The sequence below is a fragment of the Pseudomonas sp. PsB genome, from assembly GCF_043658375.1.
GTDB lineage: Bacteria > Pseudomonadota > Gammaproteobacteria > Pseudomonadales > Pseudomonadaceae > Aquipseudomonas > Aquipseudomonas putida_Z.
On the sequence record NZ_JBIGLU010000014.1, the window covers coordinates 105,674 to 117,629 of the forward strand.

Genomic DNA, 11,956 nt, shown 5'->3' on the forward strand with positions numbered 1-11,956 from the left:
TGTTTCGCTCATTATTATTCAGTTTTCATTAAAGCCATAGCCCACTAGTCTGGCGTCACGGTTCAACAACAACGAGAGTGTCCCGCCATGAGCGCGATCAGCAGCCTGACCCACGCCATCTCCCTCGACCCGTACAGCGGCGAGCAGATCGGCGCCTACCCATTCGACACCGACGCCGCACTGGAAGCGGCGCTGCAACGCGCCAAGGTTGGCTACCGCCAGTGGCGCCAGGTGTCGCTGGGTCAGCGCAGCGAGTACCTGCTTGCCCTGGCCAGCACCCTCGAAACCAAGGCCGAAGCCTTCGCGCAAATGATCAGCCGCGAAATCGGCAAGCCTGTCGTCCAGGCCCGTGGTGAAGTCAGCAAGTGCGTCGGCCTGTGCCGCTGGTACGCCGAACATGGCCCGGCCATGCTCGCCGCCGAGCCGACCCAGGTCGAGAAAGCCCGCATCGAATACCGCCCGCTGGGCCCGATCCTGGCCGTGATGCCATGGAACTTCCCGGTCTGGCAGGTACTGCGCGGCGCCGTGCCGGCAATCCTGGCCGGCAACACCTACGTACTCAAGCACGCGCCGAACGTGATGGGCAGCGCCTACCTGCTGGGCGAGCTGTTCAAGGATGCCGGCCTGCCGGAAGGCGTGTTCGAAGTGCTGAACGTGACCCCGGACGGCGTCACCCGCGCCATCAACGACCCGCGCATCGCCGCCGTGACCCTGACCGGCAGCGTGCGTGCCGGCATGGCGATTGGTGCGCAAGCCGGCGCGGCGCTGAAGAAGTGCGTGCTGGAGCTGGGCGGTTCCGACCCGTTCATCGTGCTGGCCGACGCCGACCTGGATGCCGCCGTGAAAGCAGCAGTGATCGGCCGTTACCAGAACACCGGCCAGGTCTGCGCTGCGGCCAAGCGCCTGATCGTCGAGGAAAGCATCGTTGACGAATTCACCCGCAAGTTCGTCGAGGCCACTCGCGAGCTGAAGGTCGGCAACCCGCTGGAAGAAGGTACCTACATCGGCCCGATGGCCCGTTACGACCTGCGCGACGAGCTGGATGGCCAGGTCCAGGCGACCATCGCCGAAGGCGCCACCCTGCTGCTGGGCGGCCACAAGGTCGATGGCGTTGCCAACTTCTACGCGCCGACCGTGTTCGCCAACGTCACCCCGCAGATGACTGCGTTCAAGCAGGAGCTGTTCGGGCCGGTAGCGGCGATCATCAGCGCACGTGATGCGGAGCATGCGGTGGAGCTGGCCAACGACAGCGAGTTCGGCCTGGCCTCGACCATCTACACCGCCGACTACGCGCTGGCCGAGCGCATGACCGCGGCGCTGGATACCGGCGGCGTGTTCATCAACGGCTATTGCGCTTCCGACCCCCGCGTGGCGTTTGGCGGGGTGAAGAAGAGCGGCTTCGGGCGTGAGCTGTCGCACTTTGGTGTGCGTGAGTTCACCAATGCCCAGACTGTGTGGCTGGACCGTAACTGATTCAGCGTAACTGGGGCCGCTTTGCGGCCCATCGCGACACAAGGCCGCTCCTACAGGCGATCACGGCGCGATCCTGTGGGGCCGGCCTGTATCGCGGTCCCCTGTAGGAGCGGCCTTGTGTCGCGATGGGCTGCAAAGCAGCCCCAACAATATCAATCCCGAACCTGGTCCTTGACCCAGTCCAGCATCCCCCCCGGCACGATCAGTTCATGCCGCGCCCGCGAACAGGCGGTATACAACCCCGCCAGCATCCGCGCCCGTTCATTGCGGTTCCCCGCCACCTGCGGCGCTACCATCAGCTCCGGCGACACCATCACCCGGGCGAACTCCATGTTCTTCACATCCCGCACCCGCCCCAGGAACAGCTTGGGCGCCTTGTCCCATCGGTAACGGCTCTTGGCCCTGGCAAAGTGCTCTGGCGTGTAACCCTTGCGCAGCATGTTGGCCACGGCGACGAACGCCTTGTCATCACCCTTGTCCTGCTCCAGCGCCTGCCAGCTGGCATAGCGGAACAGCATCGGGTGACGCGGCCGGGTGCCATGGCGGTACAGCTCGATGCAGTCTTCGACGAACAGCTCGAAGTCCTTGCGCGCGCTTTTCAGCAGCACGAACGGCACGCCCTGGTGGGTCAGGCGCTGGAACCAGCCAAACAGGCCCCATTCATCGTCGACGATCAACGCCGTGGGCTGTTCCGGCACCGTCACCGCATCGAAGAAGCTGACCCGCGTGTAATGCTCGGCGCTGCCGCTGAAGGCTGCCTGGATCGCCGCCGGGTGGGCCTGGATCAGCGGGTTGAGCACGTTGTCCATCGCCGGGCCGGCCCGCAGCGAGTGGTCGATGTAACGCTGGCGGATAAAGCCGCCATGGTGCGCGCTGAGGCCGTTGAGGTTCTGCAGTTCGTCACCCAGGGCAATGATCGACTGCGGGCTGCGGTCGAGCACGGCAAGCATCGGTGCCGACAGCTCGTGGGCCTCGTCGACGATGACATGGGTGTAGCGGCTGTCGATCACATGACCAGTCAGCGACAGCAGTTTGACCCGGTGGTAGTCGCGCACCGGCAACTGAATTTCCCGTGCCGACGGGCGAATCAGCTCCTGCCAGTACAGCCGTGCCTTTTCCAGCAACACTTCCTGGTCCAGTGGCGTGGTCCCCGGCCCGGCCCAGGGCAGGTGGTGCAACTGCAGCTGGGTGTCGGCGCTGTGGCAGAACGTGCGTACCGCGCGGATGCACAAGGCAACCACATCGCGCGCGGCGAGCGGGCCGATGTCGGGGATGGCCAGCCAACGTACCACCTGCGCATCCTGCGGGCGCCACGAAAGCTTGGTGCGATACGGGTCGCGCAGGCGCCAGCCATTGCTGGTGAGGTCGCGGTTGAGCAGCTCGTCGGCCAGCTGGCCGAAGGTCAGTGCGGTGTAGGCGGCGGCATCCTTGACCCGCGCCTGCAGCGCGCGCAACTGGCCTTCGGTCAAGGCCAGCAACAGCGTGCGCTGCGGCTCGAGCAGGCGGGCGAACTGGTGAATCAGGAAGGTCTTGCCGGTGCCGGCAAAGCCCTGTACCGCCACCGACTCATCGATACCACTGAGGAATTCGCGCAGCAGGCGGTTCTGTTGGTCGCTGAGCATCAGGTCGCTGGCCAGTGACGGCAGGTACACCGGGTGCAGCGGGGTTGCCCGCTGGCGGTAGCTGTCGGCGAACTGGAAGTTCCACTGGCCCTCGGCGTCCAGCAACTCGTCGGCCTGGTACTCCACCTCGGTCGACAGCAGTGCGATACCGTTTTCGCCCAGCATGCCCAGGCCCATGGCGAAGGCTTCGCGATCGAAGTGCTGCGCTACCTGGCCCTGGAAGCGCCCCGGCGCGGCGCTTTCGACCTCGTTGGCAATGCGCACTATTTCGGCAAAGCGGCGTTCCTGCGCATCCGCCGAGGCGGTGGCGGGCTGGCGCGGCAGGTTCTGCACGAACAGCACTGCGGCGGCGTCAAGGACGCTGGCGGTGGTGAAGAAGTCGGTGGTGGGCTCGCTGGCGAGGCGGTCGGCCTGGTCGCTGGGCAAAGGCAGGTAGAACATCGGCACCTCGGGTGGAATCAGGGCGGCACGATAGCAATTTTCGCTGTGGAATGCTGGGTTGTGTATTGCCTGGGCCGGCCTCTTCGCGGGTGAACCCGCTCCCACAGGGACCTCACAACGCCTGGCACTGAGGTGATCCTGTGGCAGCAGCTATACCACCAGATTCAGCCCCTGCCCCGCTTCAAGGTCTCGCTGGGAAACTCTTTGAACAACTGCCGGTAACTCTCTGAAAACCTTCCCAAATGCCAGAACGACCAACGCATCGCCACCTCGGCCACGGTCACTTCACCGCCGTGCAGCAGATCGCGCCGCGCACCGTTGAGCCGGCGCAGGCGCAACCAGTGCGCCGGCGGCATCCCGGTATACGCCTTGAAGGCTTGCTGCAACTGACGCAAGGAAACCCCGGCAACATCCGCCAGCTCCACCAGGTTAAGCGTCTCCTCCGGGCAGTCGGCCGCCCACTCGCTCACCCGGCGCATGATCGCCCGTTCCTCGTCACGCCGGCCCAATGCCACGCCCTGCAGGCGCTGGCAGGCGTTGTCGAGGATGAACAGGCAGTCCTCCAGCAGCTGCTCCGCCAGGGCCTGCCCCTGCAGCGGGCAATCCGCCTGGCCCAGGCGGGTCAGCGTCGCGCTCAGCCAGCTGCCGAACAGCGCGTTCTGGCCGCTGCCCAGCGGCACCATGAACAACCCTTCCAGGCGCTGCGGGTCCAGCCCATGGCGGGCCAGGAAGGCCTGGTCGAACACGACCGCCACTTCCTGGTAGTTCTCCGGGGTGATCCAGATGTTGCGGCTCTGTTCGTTCAGCAGGTACAGGCTGTTCTCGCTGCAGTCGAAGCAGAACGCCAGCGAACCGCTGGGTGCGCGGAAAAACTGCTCCACCCGGGTGTTCAGCCGCTCCTCGTATACCTCCACCCCGTCCAGCCCCAGGCAACGCAGCTCTCCGCTGAAATGCCCGGGCGACATCTGCCGGTACTGCTGCTGCCAGCCAGGGGTGGCACGTACTTGTTCGGTCACGTCGGTGGTGTGGAAAGCCTGGACTTGCAGGGCATTGGCGGTTGTCACGCTCGGTCCTAGTTGCACTCTTTTGGTGCATTCATTGCCGGAGAAAGTGGATAGATCAGCCATGCGGGCTGCGACCAAGATAGTCTCCAGCGCGTCACCTGGGAAGCGGGACGCCTTCGAAACCGTAGAACGGTTTACGCTGGCACGCCTGCTCCCACACTAAAACCCAACCAAGAGGTCTGTATGAACGCCCCCTTCGATCAGCTGTCCACCTGGCTGAAAGAACACCGGATCACCGAAGTCGAATGCGTGATCAGCGACCTGACCGGCATCGCCCGCGGCAAGATCGCGCCCACCGCCAAGTTTCTCCATGAGCGTGGCATGCGCCTGCCCGAGAGCGTGCTGCTGCAGACGGTCACCGGCGACTACGTTGACGATGACATCTACTACAACCTGCTCGATGCCGCCGACATCGACATGGTCTGCCGCCCAGACCCGAGCGCCGTGTACCAGATCCCGTGGGCGATCGAGCCGACCGCGATCGTGATCCACGACACCTTCGACAAGCAAGGCAACCCCATCGAGCTGTCGCCGCGCAACGTGCTGAAGAAAGTGCTCAAGCTGTATGCCGACAAAGGCTGGCAGCCGATCGTGGCACCGGAGATGGAGTTCTACCTGACCCAGCGCTGCGAAGACCCGGACCTGCCACTGCAAGTGCCGCTGGGGCGTTCCGGCCGTGCCGAAAGTGGCCGCCAGTCGTTCTCGATCGATGCCGCCAACGAGTTCGACCCGCTGTTCGAAGACGTCTACGACTGGTGCGAGATCCAGGGCCTGGACCTGGACACGCTGATCCATGAAGACGGCCCGGCGCAGATGGAGATCAACTTCCGCCACGGCGACGCCCTGGACCTGGCCGACCAGATCACCGTGTTCAAGCGCACCATGCGTGAAGCCGCGCTCAAGCACAACGTGGCCGCCACCTTCATGGCCAAGCCGATCACCGACGAGCCCGGCAGTGCCATGCACCTGCACCAGAGTGTGGTCGACATCGCCACCGGCAAGCCGATCTTCGCCAATGAAGACGGCAGCATGAGCCAGCTGTTCCTGTACCACATCGGCGGTTTGCAGAAGTACATCCCCAAGCTGCTGCCGATGTTTGCGCCCAACGTCAACTCGTTCCGCCGCTTCCTGCCGGACACCTCGGCACCGGTGAACGTCGAGTGGGGTGAAGAAAACCGCACCGCCGGCCTGCGCGTGCCCACCTCCAGCCCCGAGGCGATGCGCGTGGAAAACCGCCTGCCGGGCGCCGATGCCAACCCGTACCTGGCCATCGCCGCCAGCCTGCTGTGCGGCTACCTGGGCATGGTCGAGCGCATCGAGCCCAGCGCCCCTGTGCAGGGCCGTGCCTACGAGCGGCGCAACCTGCGCCTGCCGATCACCATCGAGGACGCCCTGCAGCACATGGAAGACTGCGAGACCGTGCAGCAATACCTGGGCAAGCAGTTCGTCCAGGGGTACGTGGCGGTCAAGCGTGCCGAGCACGAGAACTACAAGCGCGTGATCAGTTCGTGGGAGCGTGAGTTCCTGATGCTGAGCGTGTAATCACCTTCCACGGCATGCACTGGACCTGTAGGAGCAGCCTTGTGCTGCGAAGGGGCCAGTACCGTCACAGTAGATCTTTTGCCCTACCGGCCTCTTCGCAGCACAAGGCTGCTCCTACAAGGTAATGAGTCACCTGTGGGAGCGGCCGCCATACACCGAACGCCAAGAACAATACCAACGAGGTGTCCCCATGCGTCATCTGCAAGCCCTGATCCCCGCCGCATTCACCCTGCTGTTCGCCACCACCACCCAGGCCACCCCCTCGGTCAGCGTGTACAACTGGACCGACTACATCGGCGACACCACCGTGGCCGACTTCCAGGCCAGCAGCGGGATCAAGGTGGTCTATGACGTGTTCGACTCCAACGAAACCCTGGAAGGCAAGCTGCTGGCCGGGCGCACCGGCTATGACGTGGTGGTGCCATCCAACCACTTTCTCGCACGCCAGGCCCAGGCCGGTGCCTTCCTGCCGCTGGACCGCAGCAAGCTGCCCAACTGGCAGCACCTGGACCCCAAGCTGCTCAAGCAGCTTGAACAGAACGACCCGGGCAACCAGTACGCCGTACCCTACCTGTGGGGTACCAACGGCATCGGCTACAACATCGACAAGGTCAAGGCGGCCCTGGGCGTCGACCATGTCGATTCATGGGCGGTGCTGTTCGAGCCCGAGAACCTGAAAAAGCTCAAGCAGTGCGGCGTGGCATTCATGGACTCGCCCGATGAACTGTTCCCGGCCGTGCTCAACTACCTGGGCATGGACCCGCGCAGCGAAAAACCGGCCGACTACGCCAAGGCGGAAGCCCGCCTGCTCGAACTGCGCCCCTATATCACCTACTTCCACTCCTCCAAGTACGTTTCCGACCTGGCCAATGGCGATGTCTGCGTGGCCTTCGGCTACTCCGGCGACGTGTTCCAGGCCGCCAACCGCGCCGTGGAGGCGAAAAACGGCGTGAAAGTCGCCTACAGCATTCCCAAGGAAGGCAGCAACCTGTGGTTCGACCTGCTGGCCATCCCCAAGGACGCCAACAACCCCGAACAGGCCCTGGCGTTCATCAACTACCTGCTCGACCCCAAGGTGATTGCCAAGGTCAGCGCCACGGTCGGATATGCCAACGCCAACCCCGATGCCCAGGCCTACATGGACGCGTCACTGGTGAAAAACCCCGAGATCTACCCACCCCAGGACGTGCTGGACAAGCTGTACATCTCCAGCACGCCGAGCCCGAAGATCATGCGCGTCATGACCCGCTCCTGGAGCAAGATCAAGTCCAACCGCTGAGTCGAGAACGCCCATGTCTTTCACTACCCAACACACCGCTTCGTACTATGCCGCCACGGCACGCGATGCAGCGCCCTATCCCAGCCTGGACGGCGAACTGACCGCCGATGTGTGCGTGGTCGGCGGCGGGCTGACCGGGGTCAATACCGCCCTGGAACTGGCCGAACGCGGGCTCTCGGTGGTGCTGCTTGAAGCCCGGCGTATCGGCTGGGGCGCCAGCGGCCGCAACGGCGGCCAGCTGATTCGCGGCATCGGCCATGACGTCAGCGGCTTTGCCCGGCATGTCGGCCAGGACGGCGTGCACTACCTGAAACAGGCCGGCATCGATTCGGTAGCGCTGGTGGCCAGCCGCATCGCCCGGTACGGCATTGCCTGCGACCTGCGCTGGGGCTTCTGCGAACTGGCCAACACCCCTGCGCAGTTCGCCGCGTTCAAGGACGAACAGGACGACCTGGCCGCACTCGGCTATCGCCCTGAAACCCGCCTGGTCAGTGCCGACCAGCTGCATGAAATCGTCGCCAGCGACCAGTACGCCGGCGGCCTGGTGGACATGGGCTCGGGCCACCTGCACCCGCTTGACCTGGTCCAGGGCGAAGCCCGCGCCGCCCACGGCCTGGGCGTACGCATCTTCGAGCAGAGCCCGGTGCTGCGCATCGAGCACGGCCCCCGCGTGACCCTGCACACGGCCCGTGGCAAGGTGCGGGCAAGCAGCCTGGTGCTGGGCTGCAACGCCCACCTCGATGAACTGGAACCACGCCTGAGCGGCAAGGTGCTGCCGGCCGGCAGCTACGTGGTGGCTACCGAGCCATTGTCCGAGTCACTGGCCAGCAGCCTGATCCCGCAGAACATGGCGCTGTGCGACCAGAAAGTAGGCCTGGACTATTACCGCCTGACGGCAGACCGGCGCCTGCTGTTCGGCGGCGCCTGCCACTATTCCGGCCGCGACCCCAAGGACATCGCCGCCTACATGCGGCCCAAGGTACTGAAGGTGTTCCCGCAGCTGGCCAACGTGCGTATCGACTACCAGTGGGGCGGCATGATCGGCATCACCGCCAACCGCTTCCCCCAGGTCGGGCGCCTCAGCCAGCACCCCAACGTTTACTACGCCCAGGGCTATTCCGGGCATGGGCTGAACGTGACGCACTGGACGGCGAAACTGCTGGCCGAAAGCATCGCCCTCGGCCACAGCCAGGGGCTGGACGTGTTCAGCGCCGTGCCACACCTGACCTTCCCCGGCGGCAAGGCACTGCGCTCGCCGCTGCTGGCGCTGGGGATGTTGTGGTATCGATTGCGGGAGGTGCTGGGTTGACGTGGCAGCGGGCTTGCCTGCGAATCGGAAGTTAAACGAAATTTTTCAAAAAATTCCGTAGCTCACTGTTTTTAAGGGACTTTCAAAAAACAAGACAAAAGACTCAAAGAAGAACCTGTAACCCTTTGTTTTTAATAATATTCAGCAGCTTCAAAGCCGGTCCCGATGGGCGCGTCTCGCCCTGCTCCCATTTGCGCACTGTCGATGCGCTCGTGTGCAAATGCATCGCAAAGACCGGCTGGCTGAAGTTGAGTGCCTCGCGCAAACGGCGTATGTCCAGTGCGCTGAAATCTCGCACTGGTGCAGGGCATAGCGCTTCGTAATCCCGAAGCGTGACCTTGCCGATCGCTCCGGCCTCGTGCAGGGCGACAAGGTCCTCGCGTAACGATTCAATCAGTTTGCTGCTCACAACATACCTCCATCAGCACACCCGCCTGCAACGCCCGGCAGAGCGCTAGCGGTGATAAATCCAGAAAGACTTTGCCAGCGAATCGCAGCGCTTTCTGTTCCTCCAAGGTGATATTTGCCTTGTCACTTTTGGCAAAGCCATGCAGGAAAACACATCGATTGCCGATGCGGGCGGAAAGAAGGGTTCGATAACCGCCGCGCTTTCCCGCACCATGCGCTGCCACGCGTTTTTTGAACAACTCACCACCCAGGCTCGCATCGACCAAGCCCCTGCACATCTCGTCCACTGCTTTACACAGCACTTCGTCGCTGAGCCTGTGAGCGGCTTGCCAACGCGCGAAATCCTTGCGCTTGAAAATTTCCATCACCGGACCCCAACCATACCCTTAACGGGCATAGTTTTCCAAGGGCGGCAGAAACTGAAAAGCCTGCGAGGTCCCAAGACACTGTAGGAATTTGCGCGCCTGGGAACATTACCGCAGCCAATTCCCACTACAAATTGAACCAGCCCACTAGCCAACTGTCGCGCACCTGCTAGCGTTGTTCTGGCCGACCTATCATGGATGCATCTTCATCATGAAATCATTGCCCCGCATTACCCTGTTGTGCGCCGCACTGCTTACCATGGCCGCCTGCTCCAGCAATCGCGTGGACCCGAAGGACTACTCCGGCTTCCTCAAGGATTACAGCCGGCTGCAGGAAGCCAAGAGCCCGTCGGGTGACCCGGTGATGCGCTGGATCGACCCCAAGGTCAACGTCAACCAGTACAGCCAGGTGTTCATCGAGCCCAGCCAGTTCTACCCCAGGCCGCAGCCGACGGCGGTCATCTCGGCGCAGACGCTGCAGGAAATCACCCGCTACTTCAACGAAGCGCTGCGCCGTGAAATGGGCAGCGTGGTACCGCTGGCCAAGGGCCCCGGCCCGGGCGTGATCGTGGTGCGCCCGGCCATTACTGCGGTGTCCACCAGCAACGAGGGCCTCAAGCCCTATGAGGTCATCCCAATCGCGCTGATTTCAGCCGGTGTGAACACCGCCATGGGCGGCCGTGACCAGGAGGTGGATGTCGGCGTGGAAGCTGCGTTCCTCGATGGTGCCAGCCATAAAGTGCTGGCCCAGGTCGTACGCAAGGGCACGGGGCAGGATCTGGAGAACAAGACCACGCAGCTGACCCTGAATGACGTCAAGCCGGTGCTGGATGGCTGGGCCAAGGACATGCGTGCGAGCTTCCTGGAAGCGAAGCAGAAAGCCCGCTGATACCGACCGGACACGGAACCTGTGGGAGCGGCCTTGTGTCGCGAAAGGGCCGCAGAGCGGCCCCGGGATCTCAGCTCAGGCGCATGAATGGGGCTGCTTCGCAGCCCTTTCGCGACACAAGGCCGCTCCCACAAGACCGCGCTGACCGCTGCGGTGACTCAACATTCGACGAAGGCAACGGCCAGGCCGCCGCGCGAAGTCTCCTTGTAGTTGGCATGCATGTCCGCCCCGGTATCACGCATGGTGCGGATCACCCGGTCGAGCGAGATGAAGTGCTCGCCATCCCCCCGCAACGCCATCTGCACGGCGTTGATCGCTTTCACCGCAGCAATTGCGTTGCGCTCGATGCACGGCACCTGCACCAGGCCGCCAACCGGGTCGCAGGTCAACCCAAGGTTGTGTTCCAGGGCAATCTCGGCGGCATTTTCCAATTGCGGCGGCGTAGCGCCCAGCACCTGGGCCAGGCCGGCAGCGGCCATCGAACAGGCCGAGCCCACCTCGCCCTGGCAACCAACCTCGGCCCCGGAAATCGACGCGTTCTTCTTGCACAGGATGCCAACCGCCGCTGCCGCCAGCAGGAAGTCCACCACGTCCGCGTCGCACGCGCCCGGGTTGAACTTCATGTAGTAGTGCAGCACCGCCGGGATGATGCCAGCCGCACCATTGGTAGGCGCCGTGACCATGCGCCCGCCGGCGGCGTTCTCTTCATTCACCGCCAGGGCGAACAGGTTGACCCATTCCATGGCGCTGAGGGTGGAACCGATCACGTTGGGCTTGCCCAGTTCCTGCAGGCTGCGATGCAGCCGCGCCGCACGGCGCTTGACGTGCAACCCGCCCGGCAGGATGCCTTCGTTGCGCAAGCCGTTGTCGACGCATTCACGCATGGCGCCCCAGATCCGCAGCAGGCCCTCGCGTACCTCGGCCTCCGGGCGCCAGGCACATTCGTTGGCCATCATCAGCTGCGCCACGCTCAAGCCATGGGCCTTGCACAAGGCCAGCAACTGCGCGGCACTGTCGAACTCGTACGGCAGCACCACCGCGCTCGCCTCGCCTGCTGGCGCATCGATCTCGGCTTGCTCGACGATAAAGCCACCGCCCACTGAATAGTAGGTCTGGCGCAACAGGCTGCCCTGCCCGTCCATGGCTTCCAGGCTCATGGCATTGGGGTGGTACGGCAGGTTCTCGTCGAGCAGCAGCATGTCGCGGCTGTACTCGAACGCCAGCGGGTGGCTGCCATCGAGCATCAGGCAGTGCTCCTGCATCACCTGGCCGATGCGCGACTCGATGGTGGCCGGGTCGATACGGTCCGGCCATTGCCCCATCAGGCCGAGCAGGCAGGCGCGATCGGTGGCGTGACCAACCCCGGTGGCCGACAGCGACCCGTACAGCCGCACCTCGACACGGGTTACCTGGGCCAGCAGCTCCTGTTCGCGCAGGGCCTGGGCAAAGGTAGCCGCCGCCCGCATCGGGCCGACGGTGTGGGAACTGGACGGCCCGATGCCGATTTTGAAAAGGTCGAAAACACTGATAGCCATGCTAATGCCTGACCGTACCCGGGTATGAA

At 63.9% G+C, this 11,956-nt stretch carries 10 protein-coding genes; 5 read left to right on the forward strand and 5 right to left on the reverse strand.

Annotated elements, in window-relative coordinates:
- The first annotated feature begins 87 nt into the window (after positions 1-87).
- The gene (locus ACGLHT_RS17800; protein ID WP_025339025.1) at positions 88-1,473 is read left to right on the forward strand and encodes an aldehyde dehydrogenase family protein; all 1,386 of its coding nucleotides are present in this window, start codon (positions 88-90) and stop codon (positions 1,471-1,473) included.
- 152 nt (positions 1,474-1,625) lie between these two features.
- Here the strand turns inward: ACGLHT_RS17800 and ACGLHT_RS17805 are convergent, their stop codons facing one another.
- Complete coding sequence (locus ACGLHT_RS17805) at positions 1,626-3,536, reverse strand: AAA family ATPase (RefSeq protein WP_274078874.1); 1,911 nt, start codon at positions 3,534-3,536, stop codon at positions 1,626-1,628.
- Positions 3,537-3,700: 164 nt separating this feature from the next.
- A complete protein-coding gene (locus tag ACGLHT_RS17810) occupies positions 3,701-4,600 on the reverse strand; it encodes a helix-turn-helix domain-containing protein (RefSeq protein ID WP_025339023.1) in 900 nt (299 codons plus the stop codon).
- Between the two features lie 183 nt (positions 4,601-4,783).
- On the opposite strand from ACGLHT_RS17810, the gene ACGLHT_RS17815 reads away from it, so the two are divergent.
- The 3 genes from ACGLHT_RS17815 to ACGLHT_RS17825 all read left to right on the forward strand — a co-directional run bounded on the left by ACGLHT_RS17815 (position 4,784) and on the right by ACGLHT_RS17825 (position 8,730).
- A complete protein-coding gene (locus ACGLHT_RS17815) occupies positions 4,784-6,142 on the forward strand; it encodes a glutamine synthetase family protein (protein ID WP_025339022.1) in 1,359 nt (452 codons plus the stop codon).
- A gap of 190 nt (positions 6,143-6,332) precedes the next feature.
- Positions 6,333-7,421 carry a polyamine ABC transporter substrate-binding protein gene (locus ACGLHT_RS17820; RefSeq protein ID WP_274120532.1) on the forward strand — a complete coding sequence of 363 codons (1,089 nt, stop codon included), beginning with the start codon at positions 6,333-6,335 and terminating at the stop codon, positions 7,419-7,421.
- Positions 7,422-7,434: 13 nt separating this feature from the next.
- On the forward strand, positions 7,435-8,730 hold the full coding sequence (locus ACGLHT_RS17825; protein WP_274120531.1) for an FAD-binding oxidoreductase: 1,296 nt from the start codon (positions 7,435-7,437) through the stop codon (positions 8,728-8,730).
- Between the two features lie 103 nt (positions 8,731-8,833).
- Here ACGLHT_RS17825 and ACGLHT_RS17830 read toward each other — a convergent pair whose 3' ends face one another.
- Positions 8,834-9,139, reverse strand: coding sequence for a DNA-binding transcriptional regulator (locus ACGLHT_RS17830; protein ID WP_003260255.1), 306 nt, complete (start codon positions 9,137-9,139; stop codon positions 8,834-8,836).
- Positions 9,120-9,503 carry a type II toxin-antitoxin system RelE/ParE family toxin gene (locus tag ACGLHT_RS17835; protein WP_085615606.1) on the reverse strand — a complete coding sequence of 128 codons (384 nt, stop codon included), beginning with the start codon at positions 9,501-9,503 and terminating at the stop codon, positions 9,120-9,122. Before ACGLHT_RS17835 ends, ACGLHT_RS17830 begins: the two co-directional genes overlap by 20 nt.
- Before the next feature lie 211 nt (positions 9,504-9,714).
- Here ACGLHT_RS17835 and ACGLHT_RS17840 point away from each other — a divergent pair, with 211 nt between their 5' ends.
- Positions 9,715-10,392, forward strand: coding sequence for a DUF3313 domain-containing protein (locus ACGLHT_RS17840; RefSeq protein ID WP_137163867.1), 678 nt, complete (start codon positions 9,715-9,717; stop codon positions 10,390-10,392).
- Positions 10,393-10,550: 158 nt separating this feature from the next.
- Here ACGLHT_RS17840 and ACGLHT_RS17845 read toward each other — a convergent pair whose 3' ends face one another.
- Complete coding sequence (locus tag ACGLHT_RS17845) at positions 10,551-11,927, reverse strand: L-serine ammonia-lyase (protein ID WP_025339018.1); 1,377 nt, start codon at positions 11,925-11,927, stop codon at positions 10,551-10,553.
- Positions 11,928-11,956: the final 29 nt, after the last annotated feature.

What these genes read in the sequence shown, in the direction of transcription:
- ACGLHT_RS17800 (WP_025339025.1), top strand. Translation starts at nt 88, where the DNA reads ATGAGCGCGATCAGCAGCCTGACCCACGCCATCTCCCTCGACCCGTAC.
- ACGLHT_RS17805 (WP_274078874.1), bottom strand. Translation starts at nt 3,536, where the DNA reads ATGTTCTACCTGCCTTTGCCCAGCGACCAGGCCGACCGCCTCGCCAGC.
- ACGLHT_RS17815 (WP_025339022.1), top strand. Translation starts at nt 4,784, where the DNA reads ATGAACGCCCCCTTCGATCAGCTGTCCACCTGGCTGAAAGAACACCGG.
- ACGLHT_RS17820 (WP_274120532.1), top strand. Translation starts at nt 6,333, where the DNA reads ATGCGTCATCTGCAAGCCCTGATCCCCGCCGCATTCACCCTGCTGTTC.
- ACGLHT_RS17825 (WP_274120531.1), top strand. Translation starts at nt 7,435, where the DNA reads ATGTCTTTCACTACCCAACACACCGCTTCGTACTATGCCGCCACGGCA.
- ACGLHT_RS17835 (WP_085615606.1), bottom strand. Translation starts at nt 9,503, where the DNA reads ATGGAAATTTTCAAGCGCAAGGATTTCGCGCGTTGGCAAGCCGCTCAC.
- ACGLHT_RS17840 (WP_137163867.1), top strand. Translation starts at nt 9,715, where the DNA reads ATGAAATCATTGCCCCGCATTACCCTGTTGTGCGCCGCACTGCTTACC.
- ACGLHT_RS17845 (WP_025339018.1), bottom strand. Translation starts at nt 11,927, where the DNA reads ATGGCTATCAGTGTTTTCGACCTTTTCAAAATCGGCATCGGGCCGTCC.